This window comes from Actinoplanes sp. NPDC049599, from assembly GCF_044465625.1.
Lineage (GTDB): Bacteria > Actinomycetota > Actinomycetes > Mycobacteriales > Micromonosporaceae > Actinoplanes.
On the sequence record NZ_JBITLX010000009.1, the window covers coordinates 1 to 20,026 of the forward strand.

At 72.5% G+C, this 20,026-nt stretch carries 15 protein-coding genes, 1 pseudogene and 1 riboswitch; of the genes and pseudogenes, 13 read left to right on the forward strand and 3 right to left on the reverse strand.

Going from position 1 to position 20,026, the window contains the following annotated elements:
• Positions 1-328: hypothetical protein (locus ACIBQZ_RS18120; protein ID WP_396089827.1), on the forward strand; the 328-nt coding region annotated here is incomplete at its 5' end.
• A gap of 1,025 nt (positions 329-1,353) precedes the next feature.
• Here the strand turns inward: ACIBQZ_RS18120 and ACIBQZ_RS18125 are convergent.
• The 3 genes from ACIBQZ_RS18125 to ACIBQZ_RS18135 all read right to left on the reverse strand — a co-directional run bounded on the left by ACIBQZ_RS18125 (position 1,354) and on the right by ACIBQZ_RS18135 (position 4,080).
• Positions 1,354-2,013, reverse strand: a complete 660-nt coding sequence (locus ACIBQZ_RS18125; protein WP_396089828.1) for a TVP38/TMEM64 family protein — start codon at positions 2,011-2,013, stop codon at positions 1,354-1,356.
• Positions 2,014-2,153: 140 nt separating this feature from the next.
• The gene (locus ACIBQZ_RS18130) at positions 2,154-2,870 is read right to left on the reverse strand and encodes a type 1 glutamine amidotransferase (protein ID WP_396089830.1); all 717 of its coding nucleotides are present in this window, start codon (positions 2,868-2,870) and stop codon (positions 2,154-2,156) included.
• Complete coding sequence (locus ACIBQZ_RS18135; protein WP_396090087.1) at positions 2,860-4,080, reverse strand: MurT ligase domain-containing protein; 1,221 nt, start codon at positions 4,078-4,080, stop codon at positions 2,860-2,862. Before ACIBQZ_RS18135 ends, ACIBQZ_RS18130 begins: the two co-directional genes overlap by 11 nt.
• 462 nt (positions 4,081-4,542) lie before the next feature.
• Positions 4,543-4,720: riboswitch (cyclic di-AMP (ydaO/yuaA leader) on the forward strand.
• 150 nt (positions 4,721-4,870) lie between these two features.
• On the opposite strand from ACIBQZ_RS18135, the gene ACIBQZ_RS18140 reads away from it, so the two are divergent.
• The 12 genes and pseudogenes from ACIBQZ_RS18140 (at position 4,871) to ACIBQZ_RS18195 (ending at position 19,751) form a co-directional block, all read left to right on the forward strand.
• Positions 4,871-5,539, forward strand: a complete 669-nt coding sequence (locus ACIBQZ_RS18140; RefSeq protein WP_396089831.1) for a C40 family peptidase — start codon at positions 4,871-4,873, stop codon at positions 5,537-5,539.
• 461 nt (positions 5,540-6,000) lie between these two features.
• A complete protein-coding gene (gene mraZ, locus ACIBQZ_RS18145) occupies positions 6,001-6,432 on the forward strand; it encodes a division/cell wall cluster transcriptional repressor MraZ (protein WP_396089833.1) in 432 nt (143 codons plus the stop codon).
• Positions 6,433-6,672: 240 nt separating this feature from the next.
• Positions 6,673-7,743 carry a 16S rRNA (cytosine(1402)-N(4))-methyltransferase RsmH gene (gene rsmH / locus ACIBQZ_RS18150; protein ID WP_396089834.1) on the forward strand — a complete coding sequence of 357 codons (1,071 nt, stop codon included), beginning with the start codon at positions 6,673-6,675 and terminating at the stop codon, positions 7,741-7,743.
• An 8-nt stretch (positions 7,744-7,751) separates the two neighbouring features.
• The gene (locus ACIBQZ_RS18155; RefSeq protein WP_396089835.1) at positions 7,752-8,333 is read left to right on the forward strand and encodes a hypothetical protein; all 582 of its coding nucleotides are present in this window, start codon (positions 7,752-7,754) and stop codon (positions 8,331-8,333) included.
• Between the two features lie 3 nt (positions 8,334-8,336).
• A complete protein-coding gene (locus ACIBQZ_RS18160; RefSeq protein ID WP_396089836.1) occupies positions 8,337-10,802 on the forward strand; it encodes a penicillin-binding transpeptidase domain-containing protein in 2,466 nt (821 codons plus the stop codon).
• Positions 10,803-10,857: 55 nt separating this feature from the next.
• A complete protein-coding gene (locus tag ACIBQZ_RS18165) occupies positions 10,858-12,372 on the forward strand; it encodes a UDP-N-acetylmuramoyl-L-alanyl-D-glutamate--2,6-diaminopimelate ligase (protein WP_396089838.1) in 1,515 nt (504 codons plus the stop codon).
• Entirely contained in the window at positions 12,369-13,766 is a 1,398-nt protein-coding gene (murF, locus tag ACIBQZ_RS18170; RefSeq protein WP_396089839.1) for a UDP-N-acetylmuramoyl-tripeptide--D-alanyl-D-alanine ligase, read from the forward strand. The genes ACIBQZ_RS18165 and murF overlap by 4 nt, the downstream gene beginning before the upstream one ends.
• On the forward strand, positions 13,763-14,869 hold the full coding sequence (gene mraY / locus ACIBQZ_RS18175; RefSeq protein WP_396089841.1) for a phospho-N-acetylmuramoyl-pentapeptide-transferase: 1,107 nt from the start codon (positions 13,763-13,765) through the stop codon (positions 14,867-14,869). The genes murF and mraY overlap by 4 nt, the downstream gene beginning before the upstream one ends.
• 52 nt (positions 14,870-14,921) lie before the next feature.
• Positions 14,922-16,488: pseudogene (locus tag ACIBQZ_RS18180) on the forward strand (FtsW/RodA/SpoVE family cell cycle protein); the annotation flags it as partial.
• Positions 16,409-17,518, forward strand: a complete 1,110-nt coding sequence (gene murG / locus ACIBQZ_RS18185) for an undecaprenyldiphospho-muramoylpentapeptide beta-N-acetylglucosaminyltransferase (RefSeq protein ID WP_396089842.1) — start codon at positions 16,409-16,411, stop codon at positions 17,516-17,518. The pseudogene ACIBQZ_RS18180 and the gene murG, both read left to right, overlap by 80 nt.
• A gap of 28 nt (positions 17,519-17,546) precedes the next feature.
• Positions 17,547-18,965 carry a UDP-N-acetylmuramate--L-alanine ligase gene (gene murC / locus ACIBQZ_RS18190; RefSeq protein WP_396089844.1) on the forward strand — a complete coding sequence of 473 codons (1,419 nt, stop codon included), beginning with the start codon at positions 17,547-17,549 and terminating at the stop codon, positions 18,963-18,965.
• A gap of 18 nt (positions 18,966-18,983) precedes the next feature.
• On the forward strand, positions 18,984-19,751 hold the full coding sequence (locus ACIBQZ_RS18195; protein WP_396089846.1) for a cell division protein FtsQ/DivIB: 768 nt from the start codon (positions 18,984-18,986) through the stop codon (positions 19,749-19,751).
• Positions 19,752-20,026 lie beyond the last annotated feature (275 nt).

Genomic DNA, 20,026 nt, shown 5'->3' on the forward strand with positions numbered 1-20,026 from the left:
CCGCCCGCTCGCTGCACGCCTGCCGCCCGCCCGCCCGCTCGCTGCACGCCTGCCGCCCGCCCGCCCGCTCGCTGCACGCCTGCCGCCCGCCCGCCCGCTCGCTGCACGCCTGCCGCCCGCCCGCCCGCTCGCTGCACGCCTGCCGCCCGCCCGCCCGCTCGCTGCACGCCTGCCGCCCGCCCGCCCGCTCGCTGCACGCCTGCCGCCCGCCCGCCCGCTCGCTGCACGCCTGCCGCCCGCCCGCCGTCGGCTGCCGGTGTTGCCGTTGCCGTGGCTGCTGGCCGACTGGCGCCTTGGCGCGCGCCGGTCGCGGTGGACCGGTCACTGACGGGCGACGAATGGCCCATAACGTGCCTTGTTGCGTTCCCGATCGGGCTGCTGCGCTCGATCGCCGCAATCTTGGAGCGGGCGGGTGAGGAGCTGACCAGAAGTCATCAACATCCACACCTGGTGGGCAAGAAATCGCCTATATAGGCATCAAAGTCGCGGTCAGGTTGTGAACAGTCGGAGTGGCGGATGTCGAGCATCCCGGTGTCCACAAGATTCGCCCGCGAGGCGGCTAGCGGATATCCCGCACGACTTGCGCTGACCGGACATATGGCGCGCGCCGAGTAGACCTTGGTAAACGGTGGCCCCTGGAAGGGCCATCCAGTACCAAGATCCCCCTCCCGGGGGAGTTGATGTGCCTGGGTGGTGCGGAGTCGCCGGTCGAGGCGGGGCGCTGAGTGGGCTGTTGGCCGTGAGAGTTGGTAGGCGTACTGAGGTGGCTACCGGAGTGGAGAGTCCGGGGCCGAATGCGTCGACCGGGATGCCAGAGAAGGATCCGGGCTGCCGAAGAAGGGAGAGTCGTCCGGGTGGCCTGGGTGGTCATAGGCCCGAGGGGTCCGGGCGGCCGAGTGCCTCAGCCCCTGAGTCGCCCGCGTGGACTGAGTTGTGCGTGTGGTGGTTCGAGTGATCCGAGTGATCCGAGTGGCCCGAGTGGCCCGAGTGGCCCGAGTGGCCCGAGTGGCCCGAGCGGCCCGAGCGGCCCGAGCGGCCCGAGCGGCCCGAGCGGCCCGAGCGGCCCGAGCGGCCCGAGCGGCCCGAGTGGGTTGAGTGGGTTGAGCGGGTCGAGTGGGTCGAGTGGGTCGAGTGGGTCGAGTGGGTCGAGTGGGTCCAGCGGGTCGAGGGGGTCGAGCGGGCCTGAGTGGACAGTGCCGGTTGGGTCGCTTGGGCGGGCCGAGGGAGCTGAGGGGTTGAGTGGGTCGACGGGGCGAGTGGTCGGGCGGGTCGAGTGGCTGAGGGGGTTGGTGGGGACGCAGAACGGCCCGTCGCAGGTGCGGCGGGCCGTTCGTCGTTTGTCGCTGGGGGGGGTCAGGCCGCGGCCAGTGCCGCCGCAGCGTCGCGGCGGGCGGCCAGGCGCCAGCGCAGCACGATCGTTGTCGTCAGCGCGAACCCGATCGCGGCCGGGGCCAGTGTCAGTGGGTTCATCGAGCCGGGGGAGGCCACCGCGGCGCCGATCACCGCGTACGAGACCGCCGACGGGACCGCGGCCAGCGTGGTGCCCAGCAGGTAGCGCTTGCGGCAGACCGAGGTTGTGCCGTAGGCGTACCCGACCAGGCCGAACGGGGCCAGGGGCAGGAAACGGACCAGGAGCACCGCCGCCAGGCCGCGGCGGTTCAGCCAGCCGTCGAGGCGTTCGAGCTTGCCGGCCCGGGAGCCCAGGGCGCCTCGGCCGGCCCAGCGGCCCGCGTAGTAGGTCGCCACGGCGGCGATCATGGCTGCGGCCAGGGCGGTGGCCGCGCCGGTGGCCGGGCCGAGCAGGGCGCCGCAGGCCAGGGTGATCGCCGTGCGGGGGACCAGCACCGACAGGAGCAGGCCGCCGACCACCGCGATCGCGACCGCGGCGGCCGGGCCGAGGGCGACGACGGAGTCGGCGATGGCCTGCAGCGGCAGGACCGCGGCGGCGACGCCGAGGCCGGCTACCACTGCGCCCAGGATGCCGAAGCGGACGAGGCGGTGGCGCCAACCCATCGGGGGCGCCTGGTGCTGCGTGCTGGCCTGAGGGTCCGTGGCGGGGTTTACGATGCCCCGCGGGGCGATCAGGGTGTCAGTCATGCAGGCGTACCCCTAAATCTCGTCGTTCCAGGTCGGCTGGTCGGGCGCCGGATGGCTCAGGCGGTGCCGGCGGCGGCGAGCCGCTCGCTGCGGAGCCGGTCGGCCCAGGTGTCGTCGAGCGCTGTAAGGCTATCCGCGCCGATCGCCCAACGCAGTAGCAGATCGGCTATAGCTGGGTTGCGAGCGAGTGCCGGGCCGTGCGCGTAGGTGCCGAGGATCTTGCCGTGCCAGGCGCCCTCGGTCTGCCCGTCGTTGCCGATGCCGGCGGTCACCCGGGCCAGTGGGGCCACCCCGGGACCCAGGTGGGTCCGGCCGCCGTGGTTCTCGAAGCCGGTCAACGGGGGCAACCCTAGCCGCGGATCGATGTCGCCGCGAACTTCGCCCACCGCGCGGGTCTCCCCCCGGTCGGAGCTGAGGTCGAGCAGGTCCAGCCCGGCGCACTTGGCTCCCTTGGCGAAGAACGAGCTGCCGAAGAGCTGGTAACCGGCGCACACGGCCAGCACGGCCGCGCCCTGCTGCACGGCGCGGTGCAGGCCGCCGTCGGCGATCAGGCGCTGGGCCGCCAGCGCCTGCGGGCCGTCCTCGCCGCCGCCGATCAGGTAGATGTCGGCCGTGGTCGGCATGGCCTGGTCGGAGCGGACCTCGTAGGTCTCCACCGGGATGCCGCGCAGCGCGGCCCGGCGGCCCAGGATCAGCATGTTGCCCCGGTCGCCGTACGTCGACAGCAGGTCCGGGTAGATCCACACGATCCGGAGGGTGCTCTCAGTTGACACGGTCCAACTCCGCTCGGATGTCCTGGAACGCCGTGTAGTTCGCGATCACTTCGAGGCGTCCCGGTGGGCTGGCTCGTACCGCCTCGTCGAAGGTATGCACGTGCCGGAAGGCCACATCGTTCACTTCGAGCCGGACCGCCAGGTCGAAGGCCCGGTCGCCGGTGATCAGCACCTGCCGTCCGCGCAGCGGGGAGAAGTCGACGTCGTAGAGCCAGGAGGTGTCGAAGCCGTCGGGGTCGCGGGCGTTGATGGACAGCAGCGTGGGTGCCACCTCCGCCATGTCGAACGCCTCGAGCCAGCTCGCCGGGTTCTTCGCCAGCAGCAGCCGGATGTTGCGGCCGTCGCGCTCGACCTGGGCGTAGCGGCCGGCCACCGAGGCGACCCCGGCCAGGCGGGGGACGGCCTCTATCGGCCGTACGCCGAACTCGGCGGCGACGGCCAGCGCGGTCGCCGCGTTGCCGAGGTTGACGTGACCGGGGAGCTGGAGCTTGACCAGGTGCCAGTCGCCGCGGGGGTCGACCACGCCGTCGTCCTCGACGGTCCACTGGGCCTGCGGGCGGCGCAGCGGGCAGCCGGTGCACCGCCAGTCGCCGTTGGCCCGTTCGATCGGCGAGCCGCACTCCGGGCACACGAACGAGTCGTCGTGCCAGCGCTGGCCGGCGCTGAACCAGACCACGTGCGCGGTGTTGATCGCCGCCCAGACCACCATGGGGTCGTCGGCGTTGGCCACCACGTGCACGTCCGGGTGGGCGGCCAGGGCGGTGCGCCACATCTGCGCCATCATGGCGACTTCCTTGGCGCGGTCGAGCTGGTCGCGGGACAGGTTGAGCAGCGCCACCACCCGCGGTGTGGTCTCGTCGATCACCCGGGCCAGGTAGTGCTCGTCGACCTCGAGCACCGCGAACGGGGTGGCGCCGGCCTTGGCCAGGGCCGAGGTGTGCCCGGTGGGCATGTTGGCGCCGAAGGAGTTGGTGGCGACCGGGCCCAGCACGCCGAGGGCGGCCGCGGTGAACCGGGTCGTGGTCGTCTTGCCGTTGGTCCCCGAGACCAGCGCGATCGCGCGGCCGGCGGCCAGGTTCTTCAGCAGGTCAGGATCGATCTTGAGACCGATCCACCCGCCGATCACCGAGCCGTCGCCGCGGCCCGCCGCCCGTGAGAGCGCCGCAGCGGTTCGCGACACGGAGGTCGCGACCTTGGCCCGTAGGGGCATCTTCCCGTCCGTCACGGCGACGAGGGTACCGGAAACGGACACTACGTCGAGTGGTCCCGGGTCCCGCTCACCGGTCCGGGCGGTGGGGCGGGCACCTCCACCGAACGGATGATCTCCCCGGCGCCGTCCGTCGCCGAGTTTGCGCCGCTGGGGGCGTTTACGGCCGCAATCTCCCGACCCGGCCGCCGCCCATGATCACCCCGCCTGGGCTTTTTATGTGTTGTGTTTCACCCGTAACCTTCGACGCACTGTAATTGATCTGCTACCCGTGGTGCTGGCATTTGTCACGGCCCGGTTACAAACCGGACAGTCGTCCATGTGCCAAACACGTTGAGTAGTCGAGCACGGGCCAGCGGCCGACGCCGATTTCGGGTAGCAAGGGTGGTGCCGGCAAGCGTCCGCTCGCCGCTCGCACCACCACGGACCACGCCGAGCCCTGCCCCGGTCCGGGTGGCGCGACCATGATTGCGAACGACAACACAGGCATACGGGGGCAGGGACGGGGGACCCAGATCCGGTCCCGTGGCACGCCGCTCGCGGCGTACCGATGCGGACCTTGGGGTGAAGCCACCAGCGGTGGCCGGGCAACCTTCCCGCCCGAACCCGACAGCTAACCTCGCAGGCGTGCCGGAGGGATATCTCTACCGTGCACGAAAGCACCTCGCACCGGCGCCGTCGCACCATCGGCACCGGTCCCGTCGCTCTGTCACTGGGTCTCTGCCTCTGCGCCGGCCAGCTGGTCGCCACCGCACCGGCATCCGCCGCTCCGGCCCCCGTCACCGCTGCTGCGGTGACGGTAAAGCCCAGCGTGAAGACCTCGTACAACAAGAAGTCGATCGCCTGGGGCACGAAGGTCAAGGTGACCACCAAGCTGATCAACCCGAAGACCGGCAAGGCGGTCACCAGCGGCAAGGTCCGGCTGCAGATCAGGTCCAAGGCCGGCAAGGCCTGGAAGACCTACCAGACCAAGTCGAGCAACTCCAAGGGCACTGTCACCTTCTGGAGCAAGCCCGCGAACTCGGCGTACTACCGCACCGTGTTCGCCGGCACCAAGGGCTTCAAGTCCGTCGCCACCCCGTCGACCCGGATCAAGGTCGGGGTCAGCGGTGCCAAGGTGATCGCCGAGGCGAAGAAGCACAAGGGCGCGCCGTACCGGTTCGGTGCCTCCGGGCCCAAGCGGTTCGACTGCTCCGGCTACACCATGTACGTCTACCGCAAGGCCGCCGGCAAGAAGCTGCCGCACAAGGCCAACTCGCAGCAGAAGTACGGCAAGGCTGTCAGCAAGGGCAACAAGAAGGCCGGCGACCTTCTGGTCTTCCGGTCCGGCTCGTACGGCACGCACGTCGGCATCTACGCCGGCGGCGGCTACATGTGGGCCGCGCCGCACTCGGGCGACAAGGTCAAGAAGCAGAAGGTGTACGGCAAGAACTACGTCGTGCGCCGCCTCGTCTCCGCGTGAGACAGCACTGAGTAGCACAGCGTGAGACAGCACTAAGTAGAGCAGTACGACAGTTCAGTGGGGCGCGACCCGGACGGGGTCGCGCCCCGCTGTCGTGTCCGCACCACTTTTCCCTCCACTTCACTCCCCGGCACGGTGCCGAAGGGCAGCCGGCCCTTCCCCAACGCCCGATTTCGGGGGACTTTCGTGCCCGGGTGGGCGGCATGTCGGAAAGTGGACCATGGTCGCGAGCGCTCCGCCCTCCACTTCCGCCCCACCTGCTCTGACGTGCGGATACATCCGCGAATCCGGTTCGCAGAAGCCGTCATTCTGGTTGCGGGTGGAGGGAAGTGGAGTAGAGTGGAGCGCAGTGGCAGGGTCTTGCGGAGGAACGCCTCCGAGAGGATTTGCCGGCCCAGACGACAGGCGGTCCGCGCAGAGCTGGCTCTGCATCGGTGCCGGGGGGCAGGGGGGTTGGGCCGATGTTTCTCGGCACGCACACCCCGCGCCTGGACGACAAGGGCCGACTGATCCTCCCGGCGAAGTTCCGCGACGAGTTGGCGGGAGGTGTCGTGATCACCAAGGGGCAGGAGCGTTGCCTTTACGTCTTCCCGATGCCGGAGTTCCAGCGGATCGCGGGCCAGCTGCGCGAACAGCCGGTCACCCACAAGGCCGCCCGGGCCTACAGCCGGGTGTTCTTCGCCAGCGCGCACGACGAGATCCCCGACAAGCAGGGCCGGGTCACCATCCCGGCGCACCTGCGGGAGTACGCGGCGCTGGATCGCGAGCTCGTGGTGATCGGGGCGAGCACGCGGGTGGAGATCTGGGACAAGCAGTCCTGGGAGCAGTACCTCTCGGCGAGCGAGGACGACTTCGCCGACATCGAGGAGGGGGTGCTGCCCGGCGGATTGTGAGGCGTGGCACCTGTGGGCTGTGCAACGGCCCGGACGTCGCTGCTGCCGTACTGCGAGATCTCCAGCCGCTCCCGCTCCTGGCGCCTCTTCCCCGGTGCCAGGCGTGTGTCCGGTCGGGCGCGCCCGATGGCAACGGGCACGAGCGGATGGGGATCTGGCGGTACGGACGGACGACCGGGCGGGCCGGCATCGAGGAGTCGATGTGCGGGCCGGACCGGGTGAGCGCGGAAAGAGCTGGCTATGGGGGTCGACATGGGGGAGCTGCGCGGCACGCACGTGCCGGTGCTGCTCGAGCGCTGTCTCGAGCTGCTCGCCCCCGCCCTCGCGCTGCCGGGTGCGGTGCACGTCGACTTCACGCTGGGCCTGGGCGGGCACGCCGAGGCGGTGCTGGAGCGGCACCCGGAGGTGGTCCTGATCGGACTCGACCGGGACACCGAGGCGCTCGCGCACTCCCGGCGGCGGCTGGCCCGGTTCGCGGACCGCACGCACCTGGTGCACGCGGTCTACGACGAGCTGCCCGCGGTGCTCACCGAGCTCGGCCACCGGAGCTTCCACAGTGGCCTGTTCGATCTCGGCGTCTCGTCGTTGCAGCTCGACGAGCCCGACCGCGGGTTCGCCTACGCCCGGGACGCGCCGCTGGACATGCGGATGGACCAGTCGCAGGGGATCACCGCGGAGGACGTCGTCAACGGCTACGAGCCCGGCGAGCTGGTCCGCATCCTGCGGGTGTACGGCGAGGAGAAGTTCGCCACCCGGGTGGTCTCGGCGATCGTCAAGGCCCGCGCGAAGGCCCGGATCGTCTCCACGTCGCTGCTCGCGGACCTGGTCAGGGACGCGATCCCGGCCGCCGCGCGGCGAACGGGTGGAAATCCAGCGAAAAGAACGTTTCAGGCGCTACGTATTGAGGTAAATGCGGAACTCGCCGCGGTTGAGGCCGCGGTTCCGGCGGCGTTGGACCACTTGGCACCGAAGGGGCGCCTTGTGGTGATGTCGTACCAATCGTTGGAGGACCGGATCGTCAAGCGTGCCTTCGCCGCGAGGGCACGCAGCACCGGGCCGATCGACCTGCCGGTCGAGCTGCCCGGGACGGGTCCTTCGGTGCGGCTGCTGACCCGCGGGTCGGAGCTGCCCAGCGCGGCGGAGGTGGCGGAGAACCCGCGGGCGGCTTCGGTGAAGCTGCGCGCGGTGGAACGGATCGACCAGCAGGACCAGACGACCGGGGCCGCCCGCGAACGGCCTCGACTGTCTACAACGCACGGGGGACAAGGGCGGTTACGCCCGGGGGAACACCAGGAGGGGGAGGGACATTGAGCGAGCGCATGACCACTGCGCCGCGGTCGGGGGGCCGGACCACGGAGCAGGTTGGCAAGGGCCGGCGCACGCCGGCCGGGACGACGACCGGTGCCGCGACGGGCGGTGGCGCCCGGGGGGCGCGTCGCTACCCGACCGTCGGTGCCACCCAGGGCAGTGCCGCCCTGAAGCTGACCGCCGAGCAGCAGCGTGACCCGATCACGTCGCCGCGCCTGCGGGTGGCGCCGCCCGCGCCGATCAACGCACCCCGCGCGCCGTTCATCGCGCTCGTGGTGGCGATCGTCGTAGCCGGGGTGCTCGGCATCCTGCTGATCAACACCAAGACGGCGGAGAACTCGTTCCGGATCGACTCGCTGCAGAAGCGGCAGGCCAAGCTGGACTCCCAGCAGCAGGACCTGGAGAACCAGATCGCCGCCAACAACAGCCCGGGCAGCCTGGACGCCGCCGCCCGCCGGCTGGGCCTGGTCAAGGCCGAGAACCCGGCGTACATCCGGCTGCCCGACGGCAAGATCTTCGGGGTGCCGACGCCGGGCCGCGGCGAGGTGGCGGTCACCGCGCAGGACCCCGCCACCTCGGCGACCGGGCGGTAACGCGTGCCGCCCCGCGTCAACGGGACACCGCGCCGGGGCCAGGAGCCCCGGCGCGGCGCTTCTGGCGACCAGCCACCCGCCGAGGCCTCCGGGCGTGAGGACGACCGGACGCGTGGCTTCGGTGGCATCGGCGACGCGCGGGCGTACACACCGCGCGGCCGGACCGTGCGCGAGGGCGACCAGCGCACCCGGTCGCCGCGCACCGGCCGCAACACCGACCCGTTCCGTCCCGCGCTGCAGGTCCTGGACGGCGGCCGGCCGGTCCGCGACCGGGGCCGGGAGACCGACGAGGAGCCGCCCCCGCGCCGCGACCGCGACGGGCGGGGCAAGCCGGACGAGCGCCGCGACCGCGACGGGCGGGGCAAGCCGGACGAGCGCCGCGACCAGGCCCGCGAGCCGCGGCGGGACAAGCGCGACCAGCCGGCCGAGAAGCCGGCGCGGGCGGCGCGGGCGCGCACCCGGGCCGACGAGGACGAGTGGGACGAGACGCCGCGCCGGGGTGGCCGGGCGACCGCCGGCGCCGGGCGTAACCGGGCCACGGCCAACCCGCGGCGGGGCGCGGCTGCCACCCGTACCGATGCAAGCGCCCGGATGGCCCGCGAGCGCAAGGTAGCGGCCCCACCCGGACCCCGGCGTGCCCCGGCGGGCCGGCCGGCCCGGGCGGCGGCACCCGCGCGCCCCGGCACCCGGCGGCCCGCGCCGCTGATCCCGGCCGCGCCGCCCCGGCTCGCCAACGGCACCCGCCGGCTGCGGCTGGGCACCGTGCTCGCGCTGACCCTGTTCGTGGCGATCGGCGTGCGGCTGGTCGTGCTCCAGGTCGGCGGCTCCGCCGCGTCCGCGGAGAGCCTGCTCAAGCAGCGGCAGAACCGGCTCACCGAGGTGGTGCTCCCGGCGCCGCGCGGCAGCATCCTGGACAGCTCCGGTGAGGCCCTGGCGCACAGCGTCGAGGCGCGGTACATCTACGCCGACCCGGAGATGATCAAGGATCCGGTCGCCGCGGCCGCCCAGCTCTCCCCGGAGCTGGGCATCCCGCCGTCGAAGCTGATCCAGCTCATGGCCAAGAAGAAGCGGCCCGGCGGCGGCGCCTCCCGCTTCGAATATCTGGCCCGCGGCGTCGACATCGCGATCGCGGACAAGATCGCCGCGATGAAGATCCGCGGCATCGGCTCCGACCGGGACGAGCGGCGCGACATCCCGGGCGCCGACCTCGCGGCCAACCTGATCGGCTTCACCGGCGACGACCACACCGGCCTGGAGGGCCTGGAGGCCCGCTACGACACGCTGCTGCGCGGCACCGACGGCAAGAAGGTCTTCGAGATCGGCCGGGGCGACCTGGCCAAGGAGATCCCGGGCGGCTACCACCGCGAGACCGGCGCCTCGCCCGGCTCGTCGATCCAGCTGACCATCAACCGCGACCTGCAGTTCGAGGTGCAGCGGGTGCTGAGCCAGCAGGGCGAGAAGAGCAACGCGACGGTGGCCGCGGCCGTGGTGCTCAACGCCCGGACCGGCGAGGTGCTGGCCCAGGCCAGCTACCCGGCGTACAACGCGGCCAAGCCGGCGGACTTTGCGCCCAAGGACCGCGAGGACGTCGCGACCAGCGTCATCGCCGACCCCGGCTCGACGCACAAGGCGTTCACCATCGGCGCGGCCCTGGAGGAGGGGCTGATCAACCGGGACTCGCTGATCACCGTGGGCCCGGGCCTCGAACGGGGCGGCTACGACTTCGTGGACACCCACCGGCTGCCGGCCGGCACCCGGCTCACCATCCCGGGTGTGCTGGCGTACTCGTCGAACGTCGGGACCATCCGCATCGCCGACAAGCTCGGCAAGGAGAAGCTGTACGAGTACCAGCAGAAGTTCGGCCTCGGCCGGGCGACCAACGTCGGCATGCCCGGCGAGGCCACCGGCCGGCTGCTGGCGCCCGACGAGTGGAGCGGCTCCGCCTCCGGCTCGGTGCCGATCGGCATGAGCGTCGACGCCACGCTGATCCAGATGACCGCCGGGTACGGCGCCATCGCCAACGACGGCACGTACATCCAGCCGCACCTGATCAAGGCGACCATCTCCGGCAAGGACGGCTCGGTCCAGCCCGCGCCGGAGCCGGAGACCCACCGGGTGCTGAAGGCGACGACGGCCCGGGAGCTGCGCGAGATGATGGAGTCGGTGGTCGACGCCGAGGGCGGCACGGGCGGCCGGGCCGCGGTGCCCGGTTACCGGGTGGCGGGCAAGACCGGCACCGGCAAGATGCTGGTCGAGGGGCAGTACACCAAGCACAACGCGGGCTCGTTCATCGGCATGGCGCCCGCCGAGGACCCGCAGTTCGTCATCGGGGTCTTCGCGGACGTGCCGGACGGCACCGGCGGCGACGTGGCCGCCCCGGCGTTCAGCAAGATGATGTCCTCCGCTCTCCGCCACTACCGGGTGCCGCCGTCGGGTAACCCGGAGCCGACCTTCAAACTGAGGGGCTAGGGCGTGTGGATGGCGTCCGCAGCCGGACGCCGGGCACCGGGTAGGGTCTGACGCCGTGTCCGGCATTCCCCGTCCCCATACAGTCCGGCCGTCCCGGCTGGCCGACCTCGCGACGCTCGTCGGCGCCCGGTTGACCGGCCCGGATGCCGAGGTCAGCGGCGTCACGCACGCCAGCGGCGAGGTGCACCCCGGTGACCTGTACGCCGCGCTTCCGGGCTCCCGCCGGCACGGCGTGGAGTTCGTCGCGGGCGCCGTCGCGGCGGGCGCGGTCGCCGTGCTGACCGACCCGGCCGGGCTCGACGCCGCGGTCGCCGCCGGGCTGCCGGTGCTGGTCGCCGACGACCCGCGCGCGGTGCTCGGCACGGTCGCGTCCCGGATCTACGGCGACCCCACCGAGCGGCTCACCGTCATCGGGCTCACCGGCACCGCGGGCAAGACCTCCACGGCGTACCTGGTGGAGAGCGGGCTGCAGGCCGCCGGGCTGACCACCGGGCTGCTCGGCACCGTGGAGACCCGCCTCGGTGACCTGGTCGTGCGGAGCGTGCGGACCACTCCCGAGGCCACCGACCTGCACGCGATCCTGGCCGCCGCGGTCGAGCGCGGGGTCACCGCCGTGGTGATGGAGGTGTCCAGCCACGCGCTGGCCATGGGCCGGGTCGGCGGGGTGCGCTTCACCGTCGGCGGCTACACCAACTTCGGCCTCGACCACCTGGACTTCCACGCCGACGCCGACGACTACTTCGCGGCGAAGGCGAAGCTGTTCGACGGCCGGTGCCGCTTCGAGGTGCTCAACGCCGACGAGCCGGCCCTGCGGCCGCTGGCCAAGCCGGCCACCATCAGCTACTCCGCCGCCGGTGACCGCGCGGCCACCTGGTCGGCGAGCGACATCGCCGGCGACGCGTTCGGCCAGCGCTTCACCGCGCACGGGCCGTCCGGCGCGGTCCGCGCGGGCGTGGCGCTGCCCGGGCGGCACAACGTCGCCAACGCGCTGCTCGCCCTCTCCTGCCTGGTGGCGGCCGGGGTGGACGCCCAGGTCGCGGCCGACGGCATCGCCGCCTGCCCGGGCGTGCCGGGCCGGCTGGAACGGGTCGACTCGCCCGGTGATGTGTTCGGGGTGGTCGACTACGCGCACAAGCCGGACGCGATCGTCGCCGCGCTGGCCGCGCTGCGCGAGCTGGCGACGGCCCGCGGCGGGCACCTGGTCTGCGTGATCGGCGCCGGCGGCGACCGGGACCGCGGCAAGCGGCCGCTGATGGGCGCGGCGGCGGCGCGGGGTGCGGACCTGGTGGTCGTCACCGACGACAACCCCCGCAGCGAGGACCCGGCCGGGATCCGGGCGGCGGTGCGGCAGGGCGCCGAGCAGGCCGCCGCGGCTGCGAAGATCATCGAGGTGGCCGGCCGCCGGGCCGCGATCGACGAGGCGGTCCGGCTGGCCGGCCCCGGCGACGTGGTGGCGGTGCTGGGCAAGGGACACGAGCGAGGCCAGGAGGTGGACGGCCAGGTGCTGCCGTTCGACGACCGGATCGAGCTGGCCGCGGCGCTGGCCGCACGCGCGGGCGGTGCCGCTTGATCCGGATGACCCTGGACGAGATCGCCGCGATCACCACCGGCCGGCTCGTCAACGCCGATCCGGCCGCCACCGTCACCGCGGGGGTCGAGTACGACACCCGGGCGCTGCGCCCCGGCGGCCTTTTCGTCGCGTTCGTGGGCGAACGGGTCGACGGCCACGACTTCGCGGCCGCCGCCGTGCGGGCGGGAGCCGTCGGCGTGCTGGGCACCCGGGACACCGGGCAGCCCGGGATCGTGGTGGACGACCCGCTGCGGGCGCTGGCCGCGCTGGCCACCGTCGTCGCGCGGCGGCTGCCGGAGCTGACGATCGTCGGGCTCACCGGCTCGTCCGGCAAGACCACGACCAAGGACTACATCGGCCAGCTGCTGGCCCGCCTGGGCGCGACCGTGGCGCCGGCCGGGTCGCTCAACAACGAGCTGGGCTTCCCGTACACGGTGCTCAAGGCGGACCCGCAGACCCGGTTCCTGGTGCTCGAGATGGGCGCCCGCGGGCCGGGGCACATCCGCTACCTGACCGAGCTGGCCGGGCCGCGGATCGGCGTGGTGCTCAACGTCGGCGCGGCGCACCTGGGTGAGTTCGGCTCCGTCGAGGGCACCGCGCGGGCCAAGGGCGAGCTGGTCGAGGCGCTGGGCGCGGACGGGGTCGCGGTGCTCAACGCCGACGACCCGCTGGTCGCGGCCATGGCGTCGCGGACCGCCGCGCGGGTGGTGCTGGTGGGCGAGTCGGCACAAGCCACCGTACGGGCCGTCGACGTGACCCTGGACGAGCGCGGGCGGGCGGCGTACACGCTGGTCACCCCCGCCGGGCAGGCGCCGGTGCGGCTCGCCGTGACCGGCCGCCACCAGGTCGGCAACACGCTCGCCGCCGCCGCGGTCGCGCTGGAGGCCGGGATGACGCCGGCCGCCGTCGCCGCCGCGCTGGGTGAGGTCGGCATCGTCTCCGGCCGGCGGATGGACGTCTTCGACACGGCGGGGGGCGTGACGGTCATCGACGACTCGTACAACGCCAACCCGTCGTCGACCGCCGCGGCGCTGCGCTCGCTCGCCGCGCTGGGGCAGGGCCGGCGCACCACGGCCGTGCTCGGCTACATGGCCGAGCTGGGCACCTTCGAGACTTCGGGACACGAGGAGGTCGGCCGGCTCGCCGCCGAGCTGGGAGTCGACAGGTTGATAGCGGTCGCGGACAACGCCGCCCCGATCCTCGACGGCGCGGCAACGGTGCCCGCCTGGCAGGGCGCGGCGGTCCTCGCGGCCGATCAGGCGGCGGCCGTCGCGGTGCTGCGGGGCGACCTGCGGCCGGGCGACGTCGTGCTGGTCAAGGGTTCCCGGTACCGGACGTGGGAGGTGGCCGACGCGCTCCGCGCGGATGCGGCCAAGCAGGAGGTAAGCCCGTGAGGGCAGTCATCGTCGCGGCCGCGGTCGCGTTCATCATCTCGCTGTTCGGCACACCGCTGGCGATCCGCGTCTTCACCGCGCTGAAGGCCGGCCAGCCGATCCGAGCCGTCGGTCCGGCCACCCACCAGGGCAAGAAGGGCACGCCGACGATGGGCGGCGTGGCGTTCATCTTCGCCACGGTGCTGGCGTACGTGGCCGGGCACATCGCGCTGACCACGCTGCCGTCGGAGCAGATCGCCCAGGTCCAGCCCACGATGACGGCGCTGGTGCTGCTCGGGCTCTTCGTCTTCTGCGGCGCCGTCGGCTTCCTCGACGACTTCATCAAGGTCCGCCGGCGTCACTCCGGCGGCCTGAGCGCGAAGGGCAAGCTGCTCGGCCAGCTGCTGGTCGGCGGCGGCCTCGGGGTCGCCGCCCTCTACGTGCCGAGCACCAACGGCCAGACCGTGGCGAGCGAGCACATCTCGTTCATCCGCGACATCAGCTTCCTCGACGTCGGCAAGGTCGGCTCGGTGCTGGTCTTCGTCTTCGTCATCATGTCGATGTCCAACGGCGTCAACCTCACCGACGGCCTGGACGGGCTGGCCACCGGCGCGTCGATCCTGGTGCTGGGGGCGTACGCGCTGATCGGCTTCTGGCAGTACCGGCACTGGTGCGGCGACACGACGTACGCGTCGAACCCGAGCAACTACTGCTACGAGGTACGCGACCCGCTGGAGGTGGCGCTGATCGCCGCGGCGGCGGCCGGCGCCTGCGTCGGCTTCCTGTGGTGGAACACCTCGCCGGCGCGGATCTTCATGGGCGACACCGGCGCGCTCGGCCTGGGCGGCCTGATCGGCGGTCTCGCCATGGCGACCCGCACGACGCTGCTGTCGATCATCATCGGCGGCCTGTTCGTCATCATCACGATGTCCGTGGTGATCCAGATCATCTCGTTCAAGACCACCGGCCGGCGGGTCTTCCGGATGTCGCCGCTGCAGCACCACTTCGAGCTGGCCGGCTGGAGCGAGGTCAACATCGTGGTCCGGTTCTGGATCGTGGCCGGCATCTGCGTGGCCATCGGCCTGGGCCTGTTCTACAGCGACTTCCTCGCGGTCATGGGATAGATCTCTCGCGACACGCCCGCTCCGCGTCCCGGGGCTGGCGTGTCGCGCCACCATGATGGTCACCATGGGCGAGGACAAGGTAGACACCCGGCCCGCGGTCACCGTGTCGCCGGCCGCGACCGTGCAGCCCGCCGTCGCCGCCGCCCGGCCCAAGTCGCTGAGCCAGCAGCTGCTGCCCGCGGTGCACGGCCTGCTGGCCCGGCCGCTGTCCTCGTACTACCTGCTGCTCGCCAGCTCGGGTCTGCTGTTGCTGATCGGCCTGACCATGGTGTTCTCGGCGACCAGCGTCAAGGCGTACGCCGAGGACGGCAACGCCTTCTCCGCCATCCGCAACCAGCTGATCTTCGCCGTGCTCGGCCTGATCGGCTTCTGGGTCTGCCAGCGGCTGCCCGCCGGCACCCTGCGTTTCCTCGGCAAGTACGTGCTCGGCTCGGCGATCGTGCTGCTCACGCTGCTGGCCCTGCTGCGGGGCATGCGCGCGGTCGGGCTGGTCGACGTGACGCCCGGCACGGAGAGCGTCAGCCTCGGCCCGCTGCGCGCCGACCTGCTGTGGCTCTACCTCGGCCCGATCGGGCTCCAGCCGTCCGAGATCGCCAAGGTCGGCCTGGTGCTCTGGGGCGCGGACATCATCGCCCGCAAGGGCGCGGCCCTGGGCCACTGGCGCGAGCTGTCCATGCCGCTGTTCCCGATGGTCGGCCTGCTCTTCGTGCTGGTCGGCTACAACGACGTGGGCACCATGCTGGTGCTGCTCTCGCTGGTGGTGGGCCTGCTGTGGGCGGCCGGGGTGCGGATGCGGGTGTTCACCGCGCTCGGCGTGCTCGGGCTCTCCGGCGTCGGCCTGCTGATCGCCGCGGCGTCGCGCGGCGCGGGCTCCGGCGCCGTCGGCGAGGACAACTACCGCCTCGCCCGGATCACCGTGCTGTTCCAGCCGCTGGAGAAGTGCCACTCCGACTTCTGCTACCAGATGCTCCAGGGCCGCTCGGCGATCTACGAGGGCGGCTGGTTCGGCGTCGGCCTGGGCAAGGGCGCGCTGAAGTGGAACTGGCTGCCCGCCGCCGACAACGACTTCATCTTCGCCGTGGTCGCCGAGGAGCTCGGGGTGGTCGGCTGCGCGGTCATCCTGGCGCTGTTCGCGGTGCTGGCATACACCGGTTTCCGGATCGCCCGCCGGGTCGACGACCCGTTCCGCCGGCTGGCCGCGACCGGCATCACCACCTGGCTGGTGGCCCAGGCCGTGATCAACATCGGTGGCGTGGTCGGGCTGCTGCCGATCACCGGGCTGCCCCTGCCGTTCATCTCCACCGGTGGCAGCGCCCTGGTCGTGACGCTGGCCGCGATCGGCATCCTCGCCTCGTTCGCTCGCGCCGAGCCGGACGCCGCCAGGGCCCTGCACGCCCGTCCGCCCGCGCGGTGGGTACGGCTACTCTGGGCCCCGCTGCCGCCGCTCCCCCCGCCGCGGCGGCCGGTCAAGTCGCGCCCGCCCGCCCGGTGACCGGGCACCCGGGAACCCCAACCGGCGGGGGAGAAGAGGAGACGGTGATGGGTCTGCTGCGGTCCGTCGTGCTCGCCGGAGGAGGCACCGGCGGTCACATCTACCCGCTGCTCGCCTTCGCCGACGCCCTGCGCCGCCACTTCCCCGAGGTGCGCATCACCACGCTGGGCAGCCCGAAGGGCATGGAGAACGAGCTGATCCCGCCGGCCGGCTACGACCTGCGGGTCATCCCGGCCTTCCAGCTGCCCCGGGCGATCAACCTGAACCTGCTGCGCACCCCGGACCGGATGTACAAGTCGGCGCACGCGGCCGGCCAGATCCTCGACGAGGTGCAGGCGGACGTCGTGGTCGGGTTCGGCGGTTACGTGTCGGTGCCGGCCTACCTGGCGGCCTGGCGGCGCGAGCTGCCGATCGTGATCCACGAGGTCAACGTGCCGCCGGGCGTGGCGAACCGGATGGGCATGAAGTTCACCAAGAACATCGCGGTGGGATTCCCGACCCAGCCGCAGCAGGCCGAGTCGCTGCGCGACGCCCGGGTGGTCGGCGTGCCGCTGCGCACGGCCATCACCCGGATGGACCGGCCCGCGTTGCGCCCGCAGGCGCTGGCCCACTTCGGGCTGCGGCCGGACCTGCCGGTGCTGTTCGTCTCCGGCGGCTCGTCCGGCGCCCGCACGATCAACCTGGCGGTGGCCGGCGCCGCCAAGAAGCTGGCCCACGCCGGCATCCAGGTGCTGCACGTGCAGGGCGGGCGCAACGACCCGTTCGAGGTGCCCAGCGACCTGCCGGTGCCGTACGTGGTGGTGCCGTACCTGTCGGACATGCAGCTCGGTTACGCCGCGGCCGACCTGATGCTGTGCCGGGGCGGGGCGATCACGGTCGCCGAGACCACCGCGATCGGGATGCCGGCGGTCTACGTGCCGTACCCGTTCAGCAACCAGGAGCAGAAGCGCAACGCGCTGCCGGTGGTCGAGGCGGGCGGCGGCCTGCTGGTCGACAACGCCGAGCTGACCCCGGAGTGGATCGAGCGTACGGTCATCCCGCTGGCCCGGGACCCGCGGCGGCTCGCCACAATGGGTGCCGCGGCTGGCGGTTACGGCCGCCGGGACGGCGACGAGGCGCTGCTGGACTTCGTGTGCGAGGCGGTGGCCGGCCGATGAGCAAGACGACGACTAGGGGAGTGGTCCTGTGAACACCGCGGAGCTGACGCCGGCCGGCGAGCTGACCGCCGAGGAGCTGGGCACCGTCCACCTCATCGGCATCGGCGGCGTGGGCATGGGCGGCCTGGCCCGGCTGCTGCTGACCCGGGGTGTCCCGGTCTCCGGCAGCGAGCTGCGGGACTGGCCCGCCCTGGCCGCGCTGCGCGCGCTCGGCGGCACGGTGCACATGGCGCACGAGGCGGCCAACCTCGACGGGGTCGACACCGTCGTCTACTCGACGGCGATCCCGCAGGACCACGTGGAGATCGTCGAGGCGCGCCGGCGCGGGCTGCGGGTGCTGCACCGCTCCGAGGCGCTGGCGGCCGCGATGACCGGGCGCCGCACCATCACGGTGGCCGGCACCCACGGCAAGACCACCACCACCTCGATCATGACGGTGATCCTGCAGCACGCCGGCGAGGACCCGTCGTTCGTGATCGGCGGCGAGATCTCCGCGGCCGGCTCGAACGGCCACCACGGCTCCGGCAGCTACTTCGTGGCCGAGGCGGACGAGAGCGACAAGTCGTTCCTGATCTACCGCCCGCACGTCGCGATCATCACCAACATCGAGGGCGACCACCTCAACAACTGGGGTGACCTGGCCGGGCTCAAGGCCGGCTTCCTGGAGTTCGCCGAGCTGACCGACGCCGACGGCTTCGTGGTCACCTGCGCCGACGACCCGGGCGTGCGGGACCTGATCGCCGCGCTGCGCGCCGCCGGCCGGACGGTCTACACCTACGGCGAGTCCGAAGGCGCCGACCTGCGGATCACCGATGTCGTCTCGTCCGTGCAGGGGGTGCGTTACCAGGCCACCCTGGACGGCCGGTCGCTCGGCGAGATCACGCTGGCGCTGCCCGGCCGGCACATGGGGCTCAACGCGGCCGCGGCGGTGCTGACCGCGATGCGGCTGGGCATCCCGCTGCAGAAGATCACCGAGGCGCTCGCCTCCTTCCCGGGCGTCCGGCGGCGTTTCGAGCGCAAGGGCACGGTCGCCGGGGTACGGGTCTACGACGAGTACGCGTACCACCCGACCGCGGTGAAGGCGGCCCTGCGCACGCTGCGCGAGGTGGCCGGGGACGGGCGGCTGATCGTCGTGTTCCAGCCGTACCGGGTCTACCGCACCCGGGACCTGCAGGCCGAGCTGGCCGAGGGGCTGGCCCTCGCCGACGAGGTGATCGTCATGGAGGTCTTCGGCCCGGGCGAGCAGCGCGGGCCCGGCGAGGGCGGGGTGGCGCTCACCGCGGCGATCGACCTGCCCGCGTCGCGCAAGATCTTCCTGCCGTCCTGGGAGGACGTGCCCGCCGAGGTGCTGCGGCGCTGCCGGCCCGGCGACGTCGTGGTCACGATGGGCGCGCCGCCGATCTCGATGATGGGCGACGAGCTGCTGTCCGCGCTGGCCGAGGCCTGACGACCGGGGGACGAGCTGATGAGCGGCGGGGGCGGGCGGAGCTGGCGGCTGGTGCGGGCGGACACGGATGCCGTGCCCACCTCGGTCCGGCGGTTCATGGCCCGTGCCCGCCGGCGCCGGCTGCGTGCGGCGCTGCCCTGGGCGGTGACCGCCGGCGCGCTGGTCGTGGTGGGTGCGCTGGTCTGGCTGGTCTACGGCACCTCGGTGCTGGGGGTGCGTCAGGTCCGGGTGGTCGGCACCGATTCGCTCACCCCGCTGCAGGTGGAGCAGGCCGCGGCCGTACGGATGGAGCAGCCGCTGGCCGGCGTCGACCTGGACCGGATCCGCGGCCGGATCGAGGGCCTGCCCGCGGTCGACCGCGCGGTGGTGTCCCGGAGCTGGCCCTCGACGGTGCTGATCGAGGTGGTGGAGCGGACGCCCGTGGCCGCGGTGCCGGCCGGCGAGCAGTTCGCCCTGATCGACGCCGAGGGTGTCGTGTTCCGCACGGTCTCGCGGCGGCCGGCCGGCCTGCCGGTGGCCCATATTCCCGCGCCCGGCCCGGACGACATCAACACCCGGTCGGCCCTGACCGTGCTCTCGTCGCTCACCGCCGAGCTGCGCGAGCAGCTCGTGTCGATCTCGGTGCCGGCACCCGCGCAGGTCTCCCTGGGGCTGCGCCGGGACCGCACGGTGTTCTGGGGTGACGAGTCGCAGAGCGAGACGAAGGCTCAGGTGGCCACCGTGTTGCTGGAGCGCAAGGGCAACACGATCGACGTGAGCGCGCCCAAGGTCGTGACGATCCGCTAACCGGACAAAAATGTCCGAACGGCGCATTCTGTCCGAGGTTACGGCTCAGTCGGATACTCGCCACGTAAGCGGACGCCGACACGCCGCGTCGGTCCTTGGTTGTCGCCTGTCGTCCGCTTACGTTGCCCCGAGAGGTTTGAGTAGTTGACATAACACTAAGCCTCTAGTAGAGGGTGAGGGTTTCCTCGCCCTCCCTTGTACGGCGCGGGTATCGATGGCGGTTCTTGGCCGGACCGCTGGGGCCCTCGACACCCACAACCCTGAAGGGAAGGCTG

Bases quoted from the DNA above. Each gene is read 5' to 3' on its own strand.
- ACIBQZ_RS18125 (WP_396089828.1), bottom strand. From the start codon at position 2,013: ATGGGTTGGCGCCACCGCCTCGTCCGCTTCGGCATCCTGGGCGCAGTG.
- ACIBQZ_RS18135 (WP_396090087.1), bottom strand. From the start codon at position 4,080: ATGCCCCTACGGGCCAAGGTCGCGACCTCCGTGTCGCGAACCGCTGCG.
- mraZ (WP_396089833.1), top strand. From the start codon at position 6,001: ATGTTTCTCGGCACGCACACCCCGCGCCTGGACGACAAGGGCCGACTG.
- rsmH (WP_396089834.1), top strand. From the start codon at position 6,673: ATGGGGGTCGACATGGGGGAGCTGCGCGGCACGCACGTGCCGGTGCTG.
- ACIBQZ_RS18155 (WP_396089835.1), top strand. From the start codon at position 7,752: ATGACCACTGCGCCGCGGTCGGGGGGCCGGACCACGGAGCAGGTTGGC.
- murG (WP_396089842.1), top strand. From the start codon at position 16,409: ATGGGTCTGCTGCGGTCCGTCGTGCTCGCCGGAGGAGGCACCGGCGGT.
- ACIBQZ_RS18195 (WP_396089846.1), top strand. From the start codon at position 18,984: ATGAGCGGCGGGGGCGGGCGGAGCTGGCGGCTGGTGCGGGCGGACACG.